The 18,668-nt window shown below is 42.3% G+C and carries 14 protein-coding genes and 1 other RNA gene; 11 read left to right on the top strand and 4 right to left on the bottom strand.

Going from position 1 to position 18,668, the window contains the following annotated elements; translation table 11 throughout:
- Positions 1–300: 300 nt before the first annotated feature.
- On the bottom strand, positions 301–717 hold the full coding sequence (gene menI / locus OO184_RS00285) for a 1,4-dihydroxy-2-naphthoyl-CoA hydrolase (RefSeq protein ID WP_036805375.1): 417 nt from the start codon (positions 715–717) through the stop codon (positions 301–303).
- Positions 714–3,773 (bottom strand): D-2-hydroxyglutarate dehydrogenase YdiJ, encoded by a 3,060-nt coding sequence (gene ydiJ, locus OO184_RS00280; protein WP_265377492.1) that lies wholly within the window; start codon positions 3,771–3,773, stop codon positions 714–716. The genes menI and ydiJ overlap by 4 nt, the downstream gene beginning before the upstream one ends.
- A 223-nt stretch (positions 3,774–3,996) precedes the next feature.
- On the opposite strand from ydiJ, the gene ydiK reads away from it, so the two are divergent.
- Together ydiK and rprA are read left to right on the top strand one after the other, a co-directional pair.
- Entirely contained in the window at positions 3,997–5,106 is a 1,110-nt protein-coding gene (gene ydiK, locus OO184_RS00275; RefSeq protein WP_265377491.1) for an AI-2E family transporter YdiK, read from the top strand.
- A gap of 332 nt (positions 5,107–5,438) precedes the next feature.
- Positions 5,439–5,571, top strand: an RNA gene (gene rprA / locus OO184_RS00270) — antisense sRNA RprA.
- A gap of 227 nt (positions 5,572–5,798) precedes the next feature.
- Here the strand turns inward: rprA and ppsA are convergent.
- A complete protein-coding gene (ppsA, locus tag OO184_RS00265; protein WP_265377490.1) occupies positions 5,799–8,177 on the bottom strand; it encodes a phosphoenolpyruvate synthase in 2,379 nt (792 codons plus the stop codon).
- 214 nt (positions 8,178–8,391) lie between these two features.
- On the opposite strand from ppsA, the gene ppsR reads away from it, so the two are divergent.
- The 8 genes from ppsR to OO184_RS00225 all read left to right on the top strand — a co-directional run bounded on the left by ppsR (position 8,392) and on the right by OO184_RS00225 (position 16,693).
- On the top strand, positions 8,392–9,276 hold the full coding sequence (gene ppsR / locus OO184_RS00260; RefSeq protein WP_074524861.1) for a posphoenolpyruvate synthetase regulatory kinase/phosphorylase PpsR: 885 nt from the start codon (positions 8,392–8,394) through the stop codon (positions 9,274–9,276).
- Between the two features lie 141 nt (positions 9,277–9,417).
- On the top strand, positions 9,418–10,464 hold the full coding sequence (locus OO184_RS00255) for a 3-deoxy-7-phosphoheptulonate synthase (RefSeq protein WP_265377489.1): 1,047 nt from the start codon (positions 9,418–9,420) through the stop codon (positions 10,462–10,464).
- Positions 10,465–10,636: 172 nt separating this feature from the next.
- Complete coding sequence (gene hemP, locus OO184_RS00250) at positions 10,637–10,834, top strand: hemin uptake protein HemP (RefSeq protein ID WP_132347908.1); 198 nt, start codon at positions 10,637–10,639, stop codon at positions 10,832–10,834.
- An 89-nt stretch (positions 10,835–10,923) separates the two neighbouring features.
- Complete coding sequence (locus OO184_RS00245; protein WP_265377488.1) at positions 10,924–12,978, top strand: TonB-dependent hemoglobin/transferrin/lactoferrin family receptor; 2,055 nt, start codon at positions 10,924–10,926, stop codon at positions 12,976–12,978.
- A gap of 31 nt (positions 12,979–13,009) precedes the next feature.
- Entirely contained in the window at positions 13,010–14,083 is a 1,074-nt protein-coding gene (locus OO184_RS00240; protein WP_265377487.1) for a hemin-degrading factor, read from the top strand.
- On the top strand, positions 14,080–14,901 hold the full coding sequence (locus tag OO184_RS00235) for a heme/hemin ABC transporter substrate-binding protein (protein ID WP_265377486.1): 822 nt from the start codon (positions 14,080–14,082) through the stop codon (positions 14,899–14,901). Before OO184_RS00240 ends, OO184_RS00235 begins: the two co-directional genes overlap by 4 nt.
- On the top strand, positions 14,898–15,899 hold the full coding sequence (locus OO184_RS00230; protein ID WP_049581293.1) for a FecCD family ABC transporter permease: 1,002 nt from the start codon (positions 14,898–14,900) through the stop codon (positions 15,897–15,899). Before OO184_RS00235 ends, OO184_RS00230 begins: the two co-directional genes overlap by 4 nt.
- Positions 15,899–16,693, top strand: coding sequence for a heme ABC transporter ATP-binding protein (locus tag OO184_RS00225; RefSeq protein WP_088374466.1), 795 nt, complete (start codon positions 15,899–15,901; stop codon positions 16,691–16,693). The genes OO184_RS00230 and OO184_RS00225 overlap by 1 nt, the downstream gene beginning before the upstream one ends.
- A gap of 49 nt (positions 16,694–16,742) precedes the next feature.
- Here OO184_RS00225 and OO184_RS00220 read toward each other — a convergent pair whose 3' ends face one another.
- Positions 16,743–17,357, bottom strand: a complete 615-nt coding sequence (locus OO184_RS00220; RefSeq protein WP_265377485.1) for a hypothetical protein — start codon at positions 17,355–17,357, stop codon at positions 16,743–16,745.
- 264 nt (positions 17,358–17,621) lie between these two features.
- Here OO184_RS00220 and OO184_RS00215 point away from each other — a divergent pair, with 264 nt between their 5' ends.
- Positions 17,622–17,987: a helix-turn-helix domain-containing protein gene (locus tag OO184_RS00215; RefSeq protein WP_049581290.1), complete on the top strand. Its 366-nt coding sequence runs from the start codon at positions 17,622–17,624 to the stop codon at positions 17,985–17,987.
- The last annotated feature ends 681 nt before the right edge of the window (positions 17,988–18,668 follow it).

Here is an 18,668-nt window from a genome sequence, read left to right as displayed (position 1 = left end):
CCACTGAAATTTTAGCATTAATTGATATATCGGCATTTACAAATTTAAGTAAAATTGTTCAATTAGTTATTTATCTATTTCAATATTAATTTCCTTAATATAATTCAACATTTAAATTCATCGAATATATATAAGAAACTCAAATAATCCATAATATTATAAAAATATCGACAAGCTCCATAAATATATATACTTCTTAAAGATTATCGCAACTCAATTCAATTACCATAAATAATAACTTTTTCACTTAAATAGTAGGTTATTCCACATAATAACCTACTTTTACTTTTGTTTTATATTTTATCCAGGCAAAACTGATGTGGTTAACCGAGAGGTACAGCACAAATGTTGCCGCTCATCAAAAATATCAATTCGCCACACTTGGTGATTGCGGCCAATATGAAGAGGTTTACACACACCTTTCACTTCACCACTACGAACCGACCGAATATGGTTAGCATTGATTTCCAACCCAACAACTTTTTTCTCACCTTCGGAACAGAGATACCCAGCTAAAGAACCGAGTGATTCTGCCAGCACAACAGATGCCCCGCCATGCAATAAACCAAATGGCTGACGGGTGCGATGATCAACCGGCATTGTGCCTTCAATATAGTCATCACCGATATGCGTGATTTTTATGCCCAGATGGCCCATCATACATTGGCTATTTACTTGATTCAGGCTATCCAGTCCAATATCACGTTTCCAAATCATGGGATTATCTCCAATAAAGCTTGCAACGGATGCTTAAGTAATTGCCCTTCTATCCGCTTAACCTGACTGCGGCAGGAATAACCGGAGCTTAGACAACGCTCCAATGGTAATTTCTGCAAGGCAGGTTGCCAGGATAATTTATAGATACCAATAGAGTGTTCTATGTTTTTGTTTTCATGACCATAGGTTCCAGCCATGCCACAGCAGCCTACACTGATATTATCCAGCTTGCTACCCAACCGATGGAAAATTTTTCCCCACTGTTGACTACTGCCCGGTAGCATAGTCACTTCGGTACAATGTCCAAATAGATACCATTTATCACCGGATCTTTCTTCATGGTCACTTTTCTCCGGTAAGGTATTAATCAACCATTCATGAACAAGCTGAACTTCAAATTTGCCACGCCGCTCTCCCAGAATTTCTTTATATTCGTCCCGGTAGCACAGTACCAGCGCCGGATCGACACCAACCATAGGAATACCCAACTCAGCAACCCGGTTCAGAAAATCTGACGTCTTTTTGGCTGTTTTAGCAAAACGAGATAAGAAACCTTTGATATGTTGTGCTTTACCATTTGGAGAAAATGGCAGCAATACTGGTTTATATCCCAATTTTTCTACCAAACAGGCAAAATCAGCCACAACTTTAGCATCATAATAGCTAGTAAACGGGTCCTGAACGATCAATACATGTCCGTTACGATGGGCTTGATCCATCTTTTCAAGCTGTTCCAATGTGGTCGAAAGCGCATAATGACCCGCCAGTTGTTGGTGCAGCGTCGGGCTGGATAACAAAGGTAAATCCACCATGCCGATAGTCCGGCGACTCAACGCCTGCACCCACGGCTGTTTCAGGAAGAAATTAAAGACTCGAGGGACCTTAGCCATTAATGGTGTGCTACTTTCCGCACTCGCCACGATATGATCACGTAAGGGGCGAAAATAGCGACCATGATATAACTCAAGAAAACGTGCACGAAATGACGGAACATCAATTTTAATCGGGCACTGTGTTGAGCAAGCTTTGCACGCCAGACAACCAGACATTGCCTCTTTCACTTCGTGAGAAAAGTCATATTCCCCGCGCCATGCCTGCCAACTATTGCGAGTCTTCTCAATCAACCCACGCAAACTTGGTCGTTTTTGTTCTAACCCTTGTTTCAGTAACGTCGGGTCCACCCCTTGTTCAGTTAAAAGACGCAGCCATTCACGCACGAGTGCCGCACGTCCTTTCGGAGAATGGATACGCTGCTGACTCACTTTCATTGATGGACACATCGGACTTTTTGCATCGAAATTAAAACAGAGTCCATTCCCATTACACTCCATAGCGCCACGGAATGTATTCCTGACATTTACCGGAATTGTCCGGTCATAAGTTCCTCGCTTAACGGCATCGACTTTCATCATCGGGGCATCAACCCCCATCGGCGGACAAATTTTACCCGGATTCAAGCGGTTATCCGGGTCAAAGGCCACCTTAATCCGGCGTAATTCTTCATACAAAATGCTACCGAAAAACGCTGGACTGTATTCAGCACGAAATCCTTTACCATGCTCTCCCCACAGCAAACCACCATAACGCGCCGTAAGACTGACAATTTCATCAGAAATCTGTTTCATCAGTATCTCTTGCTGAGGATCACACATATCCAACGCCGGCCGAACATGCAGCACTCCCGCATCCACATGACCAAACATACCATAATTGAGATGATGGCTATCCAATAGCTGTCGGAATTCCACAATGTAATCAGCAAGATACTGTGGCGGCACACATGTATCTTCCACAAAAGGAATCGGTTTCGCCGCGCCTTTACTGTTACCTAACAAGCCAACCGCTTTCTTGCGCATTGCATAAATACGCTCAATATCAGCTAACTCTCGGCAAATTTGATAACCAATAACCCCAGCTTGCTTGCTATCCATCAGTTCATCAAGGCGCTGACAAAGTATTTCTACTTGCCGGTCTATCAAAGGTTGATCATCGCCGCTGAATTCAACAATATTCAACCCCTGCATATCTTTGTTAGGAATATCCGTGATCAATTCCTTAACTGAATGCCAGACAATATCCTCACGCGCCAAATTCAGCACCTTGGAATCCACGGTTTCAACCGATAACGCCTTTGCCTCCACCATAAAAGGGGCATTACGCAACGCAGAATCAAATGAATCATATTTCACATTCACCAACCGCCTGACTTTTGGCAGCGGAGTGATATCCAAAACTGCTTCGGTAATAAAAGCTAACGTTCCTTCTGAACCGGTTAAGATACGCCCCAAGTCAAATTTCTGCATATCATCACTGAAAACATGGCGCAAATCATAACCGGTCAGAAAACGATTAAGCTTAGGGAATTTTTCAACAATAAGTTCACGTTGCTCACGGCAACGACTAAGCACCGTGTTATAAATGCGACCGGTAACCGAATCTTCTTGCGCAATCGATTCCGCTTGAGCTATGTCCATAGCGCGAGTATCAAGTAATTCTCCCCCTAATAGAACTGCCCGCAGGCTAAGAACATGATCAGACGTTTTACCATAGACTAATGAACCCTGACCGGATGCGTCGGTATTAATCATACCGCCCAATGTTGCACGGTTACTGGTTGAGAGCTCTGGTGAAAAGAAATAACCATATGGACGCAAATATTGGTTCAGTTGGTCTTTAATCACACCCGCTTCAACTCTGACCCAACCTTGCTCCGGGTTAATCTCAAGGATACGATTCATATAACGGGACATATCCACCACAATACCATCATTAAGCGCCTGACCGTTTGTGCCTGTACCGCCGCCACGTGGAGTAAATGTCAAATTCTGATATTCTTTTTCACCTGCGACACGGGCCAGTAAAACCACATCTGCGCTGGATCGGGGGAAAACAACAGCCTGTGGTAAAAGTTGATAGATACTGTTATCTGTCGCCATTGTCAGACGATCGGCATAACTACTGGCAACATCTCCGGTAAATCCTTGTTCCTTTAATGTATCCAAGAACTTCTGTGCGACCTCACTGACGTGCGGTGCTTGTGATATGCGTGGGATCATTATCGTTTTGACCCTTTTAAAATGAGTGTCCACATTGCTTTATTTATACTATCTTTGCATCAATGCCTTAATCAGCCGTAACCATTTACCACCGTTAACTGATTTGTCTGAGAAGGCAAGCGTTTACCTTATCATAATATTCACCTATTTTGGGTAACCTGTAGATAACATCCTATTTATTCATTATCTTTAGCGCCACTAAATCCCTGAGAGAAATTAACTTATGGACAAATCTCAACCGCATTATGACCTACCAAAGCTCTTCTTTACTTTAATTTTCTTGTCACTGTTAATTGTTACCAGTTTCTGGGTGATAAAGCCCTTTATCTTCGGTTTTGTCTGGGCAGGCATGGTTGTTATCGCCACCTGGCCATTATTAGAAAAACTACAGAACAGTTTATGGGGTAAACGCTGGATTGCCGTCTCCATCATGACGCTACTGCTCATTCTATTGTTTGTGATCCCTGTCGCATTACTGGTGAGTAGCTTATTGGAAAACAGTGCGCCATTAATCGAGTGGGCTAAATCCCCCTCCCATTTTCAGATACCGACAATGACCTGGCTGAATAGTATTCCTCTGGTTGGCGATAAACTTTACAGCGGTTGGAATGCACTCATTACTGATGGTGGAAATGCTCTGATAGCTAAAGTTCAACCTTATATTGGAGAAACAGCAACCTGGTTCTTTACTCAAGCAGCAAATGCCGGTCGCTTCGTATTCCATCTCGGTTTGATGGTGCTATTTAGCGTATTCTTATATCTGAAAGGCGAACAGGTGGCGCTAAGTATTCGCCATTTTGCCATTCGCCTGGCAAATAAACGCGGAGATGCCGCCATTCTGTTGGCAGCGCAATCTATCCGTGCCGTAGCGCTCGGCGTAGTAGTTACCGCGCTGGTTCAAGCCATTATCGGCGGCCTCGGCCTGGCTATTTCAGGCATTCCTTATGCTACTTTGCTGACAGTACTCATGTTTGTCTGCTGTGTCGCTCAGATTGGCCCATTACTGATTTTAGTTCCTGCTGTCGCCTGGCTTTACTGGACAGGTGATACAACCTGGGGAACCGTACTACTGGTCTGGAGCTGCATCGTAACAACAATGGATGGATTTCTTCGCCCATTTTTGATTCGTTTGGGCGCAGATTTACCTATGGCGCTGATATTAATAGGCGTTATTGGCGGAATACTCTCATTTGGCATGATTGGCTTATTTATCGGCCCCGTTGTATTAGCGGTTGCTTATCGTTTATTAGTCGCATGGATGCATGAAGTCCCAGAGCCTAAAAATGATTTAGCCGAAACTGGAAAATATCTGGAACAAGAATTTTCAGAATAATTTGTATGATAATTAATTATTCTGACTTACACAGCGGAAGAGAATTAACTCTTTCGCTAAAGCATAATCTTATATACCCGTCATCTTTCAAGTTGCCTCTTTGTTAGCTGCACTCACTCACCCCGGTCACATAGTTCTCTATGCTCCCGGGGATTCGCTCCCTTGCCGCCGCGATGCATCTTGAAATCCATAGGGTATAAATCTCACCACTCTTCCGAGGTGTTTATTCATTAAATATAATTATTGTGAATAAAATGTTAAAATTCAGTTAAATTTGACTGATTTTAGCCGTAAATAATACGGAAATTAGGACAATTCTTAATGAATAAACCATATAACTAAATTAATATAAACGGGCTATGAACGAGACGTTTATTTCTCCTTTTTATGGTTCTACTTGTTAGAAACACCTATATTGCTGTGTGTAGTCCTTGCCTATCACGCCCATGATAGGCTTTTTTTTTTGCTATTTTTATACCCGTCATCTTTCAAATCGCCTCTTTGTTGACTGCGCTCACCCCGGTCACATAGTTATCTATGCTCCCGGGGATTCGCTCCCTTGCCGTCTCAATGCATTTTGAAATCCATTGGGTATATACTTTTCCACGGAAACTGTAATCAGCAACCTTAATTGTGAAAAAACCCGCCATTATTTTGACGGGCCTTTAATTTCAATTGCGTATTATTCTCAATTAACTCACTTTTGCTAATCCTAACCAAGTTTTTACAACGGTATCTGGATTTAATGACAAGCTATCAATACCCTCTTCCATCAGCCAGTGAGCGAAATCCTGATGGTCTGAAGGCCCTTGACCACAAATTCCCACATACTTGTTTTGACGTTTGGCCGCCTGAATAGCTAATGAGAGCATGGCCTTGACCGCATCATTACGTTCATCAAATAGTTCAGATACCACCCCAGAATCCCGATCCAAACCAAGAGTCAATTGAGTCATGTCATTAGAACCAATAGAAAAACCATCAAAATGTTCAAGGAACTGTTCTGCCAGAATTGCGTTGGACGGAATTTCGCACATCATAATGACTTTTAATCCATTTTCACCACGCTTCAATCCTTGGGACGCCAGTTCAGCAATAACCGCTTCAGCCTGAGCTACCGTGCGAACGAACGGGATCATAATTTCGACGTTGGTTAACCCCATATCATTACGTACACGTTTAACGGCTTCGCACTCCAATGCAAAACAGCGACGAAAACTGTCAGAGACATAACGCCCTGCGCCACGAAAACCTAGCATAGGGTTCTCTTCATCAGGTTCATAAATCTCACCGCCAACCAGATTGGCATATTCATTGGATTTAAAGTCAGACAAACGCACAATAACCCGCTTCGGCCAGAACGCCGCCGCCAGAGTAGCGATCCCCTCAGTCAAGCGCCCAATATAGAATTCAACCGGATTGTCATAACCGGCCATCAGCGATTTTATCTCTTGCTGTAATTCCGGAGTTTGCTGATCAAACTCCAGTAATGCTCGGGGATGTACACCAATCATCCGATTAATAATAAACTCCAAACGAGCAAGACCTACGCCATCATTCGGCAATCGGGCAAAATCAAATGCACGATCTGGGTTGCCGACGTTTAGCATAATTTTTACATCAAGCTCTGGTAACTGATCGACTTGAGAACTTTGTACAGTAAAATCCAGTTGATCCTGATAAACAAAACCCGTATCACCTTCCGCGCAGGAAACTGTCACCGGCTGATTCTCTTTTAAGCGCTCCGTTGCATCGCCGCAGCCAACAACCGCGGGAATGCCCAATTCACGGGCAATAATCGCTGCGTGACAGGTCCGGCCGCCTCGGTTAGTCACAATCGCAGCGGCTTTTTTCATAATAGGCTCCCAATCGGGATCGGTCATATCAGTGACCAGAACATCACCCGGTTGGATGCGATCCATTTCATTTAAGTTGTGAATAACTTTTACTCGACCTGCGCCAATACGATGGCCTATGGCACGCCCTTCCACCAATACCTGACCTTGTTCATTCAGTTGGTAACGCTCCATAACCTGCTGGTTTGAGCGAACAGTTTCAGGACGCGCCTGAACAATGTATAACTTGCCGTTATGACCATCTTTAGCCCATTCAATATCCATTGGCCGGCCATAATGTTTTTCAATTAATAATGCCTGACGCGCTAACGCCTCAACTTCTTCATCAGCTAAAGAGAAACGATTGCGTTGTGATGTCGGTACATCTTCGATACGTACCTGCTTGCCATGTTCTTTATTGTCAGCATAGATCATATGCAATTTTTTAGAGCCCAGGTTACGCCGCACAATGGCCGGTTTTCCCTTATTTAGGGTTGATTTATGAACATAGAACTCGTCCGGGTTCACAGCGCCCTGAACAACCATCTCACCCAATCCGTAAGCAGAGGTAATAAAAACAACCTGATCAAACCCTGATTCAGTATCAATCGTGAACATCACACCGGAAGAGGCGAGATCAGAACGCACCATGCGTTGCACACCCGCTGATAGCGCAACGCCTCGGTGGTCATATCCCTGATGGACACGATAGGAAATAGCGCGATCATTAAACAATGAAGCAAACACATGCTTGATGGCAACCATCACAGCATCAATGCCTTGCACGTTTAGAAAAGTTTCCTGCTGCCCGGCAAAAGAAGCATCTGGCATATCCTCAGCCGTTGCCGAAGAGCGTACAGCAAAAGAGGCTTCTGGCTCTCCTTCAGACAACTGTTGATAAGCATCCTGAATATCTTTTTCCAGTTGTGGCGTAAATGGCGTATCAATCACCCATTGGCGAATTTGGGCGCCGGTTTTAGACAGTTGATTGACATCATCAACATCCGTTTCATCTAGCAAGTCATAAATACGCTGATTGACACCACTTTGTTCCAAGAAATCATTAAATGCCTGTGCTGTCGTAGCGAAACCATTCGGGACAGAAACCCCCAATTCTGATAGGTGAGCGATCATTTCTCCCAGGGAGGCGTTTTTACCACCAACCCGGTCAATATCATGCATACCTAATTGGTTATACCAAAGCACATTACACGGGGTGAGGTCATTATTGGGCATTAAAACAATCCTTTTAACATTCATGAGTACAAATCGGAAAATTGGCGCTGCATAGAGCAGTCATAAATAGACTAACACAATGTTTTCGCACACATAGAAAGGTGAATCGATCAACCCAACACATTATTTTTTTCTTAGGTATACTTTGCAGAAAATCGATACCCGGTTTTATTCAACTACATAATTGGAAAGATAAAAGGTCACTGTAAATATCATGGCAGAATTCAGATTAGAATCATCAGCAAAACGTAATAATAATGTTGAAAGCGTTGAGAATGTTGAACGCACGGTTTTTTTTATTTCAGATGGCACAGCAATTACCGCGGAAGTATTGGGCCATGCTGTCTTATCTCAATTTCCCATCAAAATAACCTCTTATACTCTCCCTTTTGTTGCCAGTGAAACCCGCGCAAAAGAAATAAAGCAACAAATAAACCAGATATATCAGGATACGCGTATAAGACCTTTAGTTTTCTATTCCATTATCTCTTCTGGAGTGAAAAATATTATTACCAGCAGCGAAGGATTTTGTCAGGACATTGTACAAACACTGGTCGCACCATTACAGCAAGAAACCGGATTGGAACCCAAACCCGAACTTAATCGCACCCACGGTCTGACTGAAAAGAATCTCAGTCAGTACGACGCTCGCATTGCCGCTATTGATTATGCCCTGGCGCATGATGATGGTATCTCTTTACGTAATCTTGACCAGGCACAGGTTATCCTACTAGGCGTATCCCGCTGTGGGAAAACCCCTACTAGCCTCTATTTAGCCATGCAATTTGGTATTCAGGCTGCAAATTATCCTTTCACTGCGGATGATATGGATAATTTACAATTACCTGCGACATTAAAACAATTTCAACATAAGTTATTCGGTTTAACTATAAGCCCTGAACGGCTGGCGGCGATTAGGGAAGAACGTCGAGAAAATAGCCGTTACGCATCATTAAGGCAATGTAGAATAGAAATTTCCGAAGTTGAAGCTTTATTCCGTAAAAATAAGATTAATTATCTTAACACCACCAATTATTCTGTTGAAGAAATCTCAACCAAAATAATCGACATGATGAAGCTAAACCGCCGAATGTTTTAAAAATATATCAATAGGAATAATAGAGAAAAATTTATCATATGATTAATTATATCATTTGTTTAACTTAGTCGTTTTCGTTTATTGTAATTTCAATTACCTATAGATATGCCTGCTAATGTGAAACGAACTTTGAGAAAATATATGTACAAAACAGATGGTTTAAGGACTCGCCGTGTCGATAGTTTGGTCACACCTCAAACTCTTGCAATTCAATTTCCCGTATCCGAAAAAATCGCCAACAATGTGACAGCGTCACGGAAACGTATTACAGACATTCTCTGCGGGAATGATCCACGACTTATGGTAATCATTGGTCCTTGTTCTATTCATGATATTGATGCTGCTTTAGATTATGCCCAGCGGCTAAACAGATTGCGTGAAAAATACCAGCACAGACTGGAAATCATTATGAGAACCTACTTTGAGAAACCACGCACAGTGGTAGGCTGGAAAGGTTTAATTTCAGATCCCTATCTCGACGGCTCTTGCCAGATAAATCGGGGTATTACTTTGGCGCGGAAATTACTGGTTGACGTCAACGAGTTGGGTTTACCCACGGCAACTGAATTTCTGGATATGGTAACCGGCCAATATATTGGCGATTTGATCAGTTGGGGCGCGATCGGAGCCAGAACAACAGAAAGCCAGATTCACCGTGAAATGGCATCCGCCCTTTCCTGCCCAGTTGGCTTTAAAAATGGCACGGACGGCAACATCCGTATCGCCATAGATGCAATCCGCGCCGCCAGCGTCTGTCACACATTTCTCTCGCCAGATAAGCACGGTCAGATGACCATCTATCAAACCGAAGGCAACCCATACGGCCACATTATTATGCGTGGAGGCAAACAGCCTAATTACAATGCCAAAGATATTGCGACAGCTTGCGCCCAACTACGTGAATTTAATTTACCAGAACATTTAGTTGTCGATTTCAGTCATGGTAATTGTCAGAAAATACATAAACGCCAACTGACGATAGCAAAAGAGGTGGGACAACAGATTCAAGAGGGTTCTACCGCGATTGTTGGTGTGATGGCTGAAAGTTTTCTGGTTGAAGGCACCCAGAAAATCATTCAAGGGCAACCGCTAAATTACGGTCAATCGATCACCGATCCTTGTCTAAGCTGGCAAGATACAGAACAACTTATTGACATTCTCGCCGAAGCAGTAAGTTACCGTTTCTGAATCCTTATTCCGAGTTGGCCTTTTTCATTCATAAAAGGCTAACTGACGACAAATTAATTAACTTGGATTAATGTATTGATCATGACCACCAAAAATATTGCTTGAAGTCACCTCTTTATATAACGATAATAATTCTCACTATGATAATAGTTAGTATTCGCAAAGTGGTTTTATGACTAAAATATGTCACCAACATTCTTTCATTGCACTTAAAGAACAATGCAACACCTATCCTGCTGAAATTGTGCAAATTGGCTACATTGACAGTAAACAACTATTAGGTGAACTAGGAATTACCAAGATTCGTCACCAAGGAGAATTTTACCAATTGCGCCAAACTAAAGCCGGTAAGCTGATACTAACTAAATAAAATAATAACTCAGCCAGCCACCCAGATCGCGTATCGGGGCAGCCAGCTATATCCATAACTCATAAAATATTATTATGGAGATTCGTCTGATGTCTCAATCTGCAAGATCAACACTTAAACTATCAGCATTAAGCTTAGCGATTATCAGTAGCATTTCGGCTGCTCACGCAGCAACAAAATCGCCCGATTCCGACAATGATAAATCATCCCGTGATGCGATAACTGTTTATGCAACAGGTAATGAAAGGGATAGTTTCGAAGCTCCCATGATGGTGACAGTAATAAATAATAAGTCACCACAAAGTCAGACCGCAGGTAATGCTAACGATCTCATCAAAAAAATACCTGGTATTAACATAGCCGGTACAAATCGCGCTAATGGGCAAGATGTCAGTCTGCGTGGTTACGGTCCACAAGGTGTTTTGACATTGATTGACGGTATTCGCCAAGGTACCGATACCGGTCATATCAATGGTACGTTCCTGGACCCAGCACTCATTAAACAAGTCGAAGTTGTACGCGGGCCTTCTGCCCTACTCTACGGCAGTGGCGCTTTAGGCGGTGTTATCGCTTATCAAACCGTTGATGCCGCAGATCTTCTGCAAGCGGGTCAAGATCACGGATTCCGCGTTTTTGCTCGCGGCGCCACAGGTGACCACAGTATGGGCTTTGGTGGTGCAACGTTCGCAAAATCAGAATCCCTGGATGGCGTCTTTGCCTTCAGTACCCGTGATTCAGGCAATATCCGTCACGGTGGTGGTGTGGTTGGCGATAATGATGAATTTATCAGTAACCTGATGGCAAAAGGCAGTTGGAAAATTGATGACAACCAATCCTTGAGCAGCCAATTACGTTATTACCGCAATGAGGCTAATCAACCTAAAAATCCACAAACACTCACCGGAAAAAACAAAGATCCTAGCACTTGGACGGACCGCACGACAACTCAGCGTGATGCCCAACTTAGCTACCAATTAAATCCGGCGGAATATGATTGGTTAAATGCCAAAACCGACCTTTATTATTCAGATATCACTATCGATGCCCGTACTAAGAAAAAGGGGTTTGAAGGCCGTAAGCAGAAAACCTATGGCATAAAATTGGAAAACCGCTCCCGCTTGTGGACAGACAGCCCGCTGGCGCATCAATTCACTTATGGTGGTGAAACTTACCAACAGAAACAGGCCCCAAGCGGTAACACTGAACTCTTTCCTGATGCTGATATCCGCTTTTATTCCGGCTGGTTGCAAGATGAAATAACTTTACGCGACCTGCCAGTTTCTATTATCGCTGGTACTCGCTATGACAACTATAAGGGAACCAATTCTAAATATAAGGATGTCAGTGCAGATAAGTGGTCTTCCAAAGGTGCTATCAGTATCACGCCAACTGATTGGTCGATGCTGTTTACTTCTTATGCTCAGGCTTTCCGAGCACCGACAATGAAAGAAATGTATAGCGATTCTATGCACTATCCTGGAAACTTCTGGATTCCTAATCAAAATCTCCGCCCAGAAAGTAACGAAACGTGGGAGTCTGGTTTTGGGTTACGTTTCGATAATCTACTGGCAGATAACGACGAACTGAAATTCAAAGCGAGTTATTTTGATACTAAAGCTAAAAATTATATTAAATTAGAACTCATTAACCCGCTTAAGAAAGAATCGGGCGAGATAGTCAAATCAAAATCTGGTAATCCAATATACCTGAACACAACATCTACTAATGTACCCAGTGCCAAGATCTGGGGTTGGGATATTTCTTTAAACTATGAATCTAATCTGTTCTCCTGGGATCTGGCTTACAACCGAACTAAAGGTAAAGATGAAAAAAGCGGTGAATCCCTCGATAACCTCAGCCCAGACACCATCACCAGCATACTGGATATCCCTGTCGCACAAACCGGTTTTTCTGTTGGTTGGATAGGTCAGTTTACTAAGCATACTGATTTTAAAGGGCAGACTAAACAACAAGCCGGCTATGGCGTCAATGATTTCTATGTCAGCTATCAAGGTGAAGGAATGCTAAAAGGTGTGACTACTACAGCAGTTTTGGGTAACGCTTTTGATAAAGAATACTACTCGCCACAAGGAACGCCTCAGGATGGCCGCAACGCCAAACTGTTAGTCAGTTACCAGTGGTAATTAAAATAAATATATTTCAAGGAGTTAAATTGTGAATTCGTCACTTTATGAACGTTACTTGCAAGCCAAAGCTGACAATAAAGCCAAATATGCCCGTGACTTGGCCGCCTATCTGAATGTCAGTGAAGGTGAATTATTGCATAGCCGCGTTGGTATCGATGCCAAACGCCTTAATGTTGACGCCCCAACCTTACTGGAAGAGTTGGCGATTGTTGGTGAAACTAAAGCGATCACCCGTAACGATTTTGCTGTTCATGAACAAATTGGCCGGTATGAAAATACACGTTTCAGCAGCCATGCTGGACTAGTCCTGAATCCTTATGAGCTCGACTTGCGGATATTCTTTGAACATTGGAGTAGTGTGTTTTATCTGGTTGAACCCGCAAAAAATGGTGTGCGCCACAGCATTCAATTTTTTGATCATCAGGGTGATGCGCTGCATAAAGTTTATGCAACAAATAATACTGATATGGCGGCTTGGGAAGCATTGATCGAAAAATATCAAACAGAAGACAACCCCGCACTGGTCATCAAGCCTATAGAAAAAACCACCTATTCGACCATAACAAATGAACTGAAAGCCCAGCTTGATGAAGAGTGGCGAGCAATGACTAACGTTCATCAATTCTTCACATTACTTAAACGCCATAATCTGAGCCGTCAGCAAATCTTCAATGCGGTACAGGATGATCTGGCTTACAAGGTGGAAAATTCCGCGCTGAATGAGCTCATCAACACCGCTTATAACGATCAGAATGAAATCATGATTTTCGTCAGCAATCACGGTTGCGTACAAATTTTCACCGGAAAGCTGGAACGTCTGATGCCATATCAGGAAGAAAACTCAGATCAGAAATGGATTAATATCTTTAACCGCAATTTCACACTACATTTAATAGAGAGTGCTATCGCTGAAAGCTGGGTAACCCGTAAACCAACAGAGGATGGTTTTGTCACTAGCCTTGAGCTATTTGATGCTAATGGCAATCAGATTGCTCAACTGTTTGGTCAACGTACAGAAGGCACTCCTGAACAAACTCAGTGGCGTGAGCAAGTGGCTGCTCTACCAAAACTGCAATTAATACAGGAAGAGAGCGTAGTATGAAACAATGGCTTCTAACATTTGTCCTTGCGGTATCATCGTTCAGTGCTTTTTCCACTGAACGGATCGTCACTATCGGCGGCGATGTATCTGAAATTGTTTTTGCACTTGGTGAAGGTGAAAGAGTTGTCGCCCGAGACAGCACCAGCCAGAAACCAACCGAATTGCTTACCTTACCCGATGTCGGCTATATGAGAATGCTCAACCCTGAAGGTATTCTCTCTATGAATCCGACACTGGTTCTAACCAGTGAGTTGGCAAAACCTTCACTGGCGCTTAAGCAACTCCAGGATTCTGGCGTAGAAGTGATTCAGATAACCGGAAAAGCAGCGTTAGAAGCCGTTCCTGAAAAAATTAAGACCGTCGCTAAGGCGGTCAATCAGGCTGAACGTGGCGAACAACTGATTCAACAATATCAAAAAGCGCTAGCAGGAATACCGACAACTACATTGCCCACCCGTATTCTGTTTGTAATGAGTCACGGAGGCATCATGCCAATGGCCGCCGGGCAAAAAACCGCAGCGGACAAAATGATTCGCGCTGTTGGCGCCACGAATGCCATGCAAGGTTTCAACAATTATCGTCCACTCTCCCAAGAAGGTGTTATTGCCAGTGCGCCAGATCTGTTATTAGTGACGGAAGATGGCGTTAAATCAATGGGCGGTTTGGATAAAATCTGGCAATTACCCGGATTAAAACATACCCCTGCCGGCCAAAAACAACAGGTTTTAATTGTAGATGATATGGGGCTACTCGGTTTTGGCCTCGAAACCCCCTCAGTAATGAAACAACTTAGACAGGCGGCGGAGAAGACTCAATGAGCCGTATGAAGTCTCCGGGATTGGGTTTAGCGTTTCTTTGTTTATTATTGTCCGGGTTGGCTATCGGCTCTGCTAATATTGGCGCATTATCATTATCTTTCAAGACATTATGGGAATCTTCCATCAGTGATCCCCAGTGGCAGATCTGGCTGAACATCAGATTGCCAAGGGTGCTACTAGCTATACTAGTTGGCTGCGCTTTAGCCGCTTCCGGTGCGGTAATGCAAGGGTTATTTCGTAATCCGCTAGCTGATCCTGGCTTACTAGGTATCAGTAGCGGAGCAGCACTGATGGTTGCAATGGCAATTGTTCTACCAGTCAGCCTGCCATCTGCAATTGCTGTGTACGGACATATTATCGCTGCTTTTATTGGCAGCTTATTAATTTCATTACTGATTTTTTCACTCAATAAATATAACTACGGAAATCTGGCCCGTTTATTACTGGCCGGGGTTGCTATCAACGCCCTTTGTATGTCCGCTGTTGGCGTCCTGAGCTATCTCAGTGACGATCAACAGCTACGACAATTCTCTTTATGGATGATGGGTTCACTCAGCCAGATAGAGTGGCCGACGTTAGCAATTGCCGCATCTTTAATTATTCCCGCCACTATCCTAACTTTCAGCCAGGCCCGTAAACTGAATCTGCTGCAATTAGGGGATGAAGAGGCCCACTATCTTGGTATAAATGTCCAACGCACTAAATTCCAGTTATTACTACTCAGCGCCCTGCTTATTGGCAGCGCTGTTGCATTAAGTGGTGTTATTGGATTTATTGGGCTAGTTGTCCCGCATTTGATCAGAATGCGATTTGGTGGTGATCATAATTGGCTGCTCCCCGGCGCCGCGTTAGGCGGAGCTTCTCTTTTGCTTACCGCAGATACACTGGCAAGAACATTGGTCTCCCCGGCAGAAATGCCCGTTGGTCTCATCACTGGTTTAATCGGCGGTCCATATTTCCTATGGTTGATCCTCAAACAACCGGGGAACCGCACATAATGGATGCCATAAAAAATAATATTTCTCTGCAAGCACAGAATTTAAGCTATTCAATTGGCAATCAGAAAATAATTGATAATGTTTCGCTCTCGGTAAATAAAGGCGAGATTGTCGCCATCATTGGGCCAAATGGCGCCGGGAAATCCACATTATTGCGACTATTAACGGGATATATAAAACCTGAACATGGGCAATGTTATTTACATGGAGTCCCCATTGAGCAATGGCCAGCAGAACAATTAGCCCGCACTCGCGCCGTCATGCGTCAACATAGCTCACTCTCCTTTCCTTTCAGTGTGGAAGAAGTGATCGCTATGGGACGCTCTCCTCATGGTATCCATCATAAACAGACAGCAATTGATACTGCTATTGAGCAAACAGATTGCCAGGAATTACGTCACCGTGACTACCGGCAACTCTCCGGAGGTGAACAGCAAAGAGTACAACTCGCTCGCGTCCTTGCTCAACTTTGGTCTCCAACACCAATAGAGTGTTGCTTGTTTCTTGACGAACCCACATCAGCCCTGGATCTCTACCACCAGCAACATACTTTGCGTCTGCTTTATCGACTAACACGGGAGCAGCCTATGGCTATGTGCTGTGTTCTACATGACTTGAATCTTGCTGCCCTTTATGCAGATAAAATCTTTTTGCTACATAAAGGGAAACTTGTCGCTGCGGGCACGCCAGAAGAGGTACTAAATGATCATACTCTGAGAAAATGGTATCAAGCAGATCTTGGCATTACCCGCCATCCTGAAACTCAGCAACCTCAGATTTATTTAAGGCAATAACAGCAAATCTGACAGGCAAATTATTTCAATTTTTTGCCTGTCTTACTTTTTACTTGCGAAATTTTATTGCATCAGGCAGATACCAAAAAGTTGCAATCAGACACAAGCAATAACCCAGAAGTTCACATCCTTCCTCAACCATGTTTTTTACAGCTCGATTAAAATGTTCGAGCATTAAACCTTGCCATAATTCTCCCATACCAAATAAGCGGGAAAAAACGAGTACACACAAAATACCCGCAACCATCATGCCGTAACTTTGATGGCGCGTAAAATGAACAAGCCCAACCAATGTATCCCTGCCTTTATAAGCAGCATAAAAAATACAAATGAGCGCTAACGGAATAGCAATCCACGCCCAGGCGCCATGAAATATTTCATCGAAAATAGAATCCAACTCTCTTATCAATAAACAAGCAAAAAAACCTGATATTAAGACTAACGAGGGACGCAATTGACTATTCTTTTTCGCTTCCAACAGAAATACAGCAGAAATAACAAACAGTATACTCTCCTGAAAGATTTCAGTTAATGAGCTCTCCTTCACTGCATTCTGCAAATAGATAACATCAATAAAGAGTAAGCCTATAACCATAGCGAAAATCAGAGCATAAAAAACAAAAAATGCCAACTTTTTAGTTAAAAAAATCAAGTCCGATTGCATTACAACCTCCATTAAATTAAATAACGAACGATGATACTGTTTTAAATAAATTAGTGAAGATCATTTGATGCTACTTATTGTTAAAACAACGGGAATTTGCATAAATGATAATAATTATCAATTATAAATAGCACTTTTTGCCTATAGATATCCCGGATTTATTTTAAAATACACACAATTAGTCACCATAGTTATTATCATTATGAGAATAACTAACGAAATCTAATGCTTTAGCAACTAGCCCACCATTAGTGGGAGGTGAAAATGTCAGAAAATGTAGTAAATGATATTGTCAGATGGCTCGAAACTCAGCTCCAACGTAACGAAGGTATAAAAATAGCGACCATTGCTGACAAAAGCGGTTATTCAAAATGGCATCTACAAAGAGTGTTTAAAGAAGTGAAAGGCTATACCCTAGGTGAATATGTTCGCAAACGGCGTTTACATGAAGCGGCGAGATCTCTGCGTGAAGAAAACCTACCAATCCTTGATATCGCCTTACAGTATGGTTTTAGTTCTCAGGCAACATTTACCCGGATCTTCAAAAAACACTTTAATACCACGCCTGCTAGATTCAGAGAAAATGGCAATCTCCCTGAATTAAAGTACTTCTTAGGTCATAAGCAATAACCGAGTTCCTAATAACCTTATTGATAGTATTCCCTAATGGTCAATATTTTATTGACCATTTAACTTTTATGCTATCTGAATTCATTAACATCCCAATTATTCAAAAACAAAATAAAGATTTTACAGACAGATTCCAAATTCCAGAGAACAGAGAACAGAGAACAGAGAACAGAGAACAGAATAAATTATTTCAGATAATAATTTTATTAAATAACAATAAAGCCCTTTCGATTCTATTAATCCAAAATGAATAAACCGATTAATATAATTTTAAAACAAAAATATTTTCATACAAATCACAACCATAATATGAGATATTCTTATTTAATCACCAAGATAGTATTTTACTGCCAACAAGCAGATAAAAAATTCAATCAGAAATATAAAAATACCATTTTACTTATTTTTCGCCAATTAATATTAAAAAAGATTATTATTTGTTGACAAATAGTATTAATTCGAATGCCTTATTTAATAATAACCAAGAAAAAACCATACATCAGACATTTATAATCATCTTTTCCTAAAGTTCAGTGTATGCTCAGTTATTAACAAGTAAAAACCCTGAAGATTAAACATCAGGGTTTCTATTCAAAATTAATCCCAATTCACTATTTATCCCAATGGACGTTATTTTTCAGGCAGTTTTAATACTGCCCAAGTTTAAAATGGAAAATAAAA

This window comes from Photorhabdus aballayi, assembly GCF_026153155.1.
Taxonomy (GTDB): Bacteria; Pseudomonadota; Gammaproteobacteria; order Enterobacterales; family Enterobacteriaceae; genus Photorhabdus; species Photorhabdus luminescens.
Note: the sequence above shows the minus strand (reverse complement) of the source record. Positions and strands in the feature narration are given on the sequence as shown.

What these genes read in the sequence shown, in the direction of transcription:
- menI (WP_036805375.1), bottom strand. Translation starts at nt 717, where the DNA reads ATGATTTGGAAACGTGATATTGGACTGGATAGCCTGAATCAAGTAAAT.
- ydiJ (WP_265377492.1), bottom strand. Translation starts at nt 3,773, where the DNA reads ATGATCCCACGCATATCACAAGCACCGCACGTCAGTGAGGTCGCACAG.
- ydiK (WP_265377491.1), top strand. Translation starts at nt 3,997, where the DNA reads ATGGACAAATCTCAACCGCATTATGACCTACCAAAGCTCTTCTTTACT.
- ppsA (WP_265377490.1), bottom strand. Translation starts at nt 8,177, where the DNA reads ATGCCCAATAATGACCTCACCCCGTGTAATGTGCTTTGGTATAACCAA.
- ppsR (WP_074524861.1), top strand. Translation starts at nt 8,392, where the DNA reads ATGGCAGAATTCAGATTAGAATCATCAGCAAAACGTAATAATAATGTT.
- OO184_RS00255 (WP_265377489.1), top strand. Translation starts at nt 9,418, where the DNA reads ATGTACAAAACAGATGGTTTAAGGACTCGCCGTGTCGATAGTTTGGTC.
- hemP (WP_132347908.1), top strand. Translation starts at nt 10,637, where the DNA reads ATGACTAAAATATGTCACCAACATTCTTTCATTGCACTTAAAGAACAA.
- OO184_RS00245 (WP_265377488.1), top strand. Translation starts at nt 10,924, where the DNA reads ATGTCTCAATCTGCAAGATCAACACTTAAACTATCAGCATTAAGCTTA.
- OO184_RS00235 (WP_265377486.1), top strand. Translation starts at nt 14,080, where the DNA reads ATGAAACAATGGCTTCTAACATTTGTCCTTGCGGTATCATCGTTCAGT.
- OO184_RS00230 (WP_049581293.1), top strand. Translation starts at nt 14,898, where the DNA reads ATGAGCCGTATGAAGTCTCCGGGATTGGGTTTAGCGTTTCTTTGTTTA.
- OO184_RS00225 (WP_088374466.1), top strand. Translation starts at nt 15,899, where the DNA reads ATGGATGCCATAAAAAATAATATTTCTCTGCAAGCACAGAATTTAAGC.
- OO184_RS00220 (WP_265377485.1), bottom strand. Translation starts at nt 17,357, where the DNA reads ATGCAATCGGACTTGATTTTTTTAACTAAAAAGTTGGCATTTTTTGTT.
- OO184_RS00215 (WP_049581290.1), top strand. Translation starts at nt 17,622, where the DNA reads ATGTCAGAAAATGTAGTAAATGATATTGTCAGATGGCTCGAAACTCAG.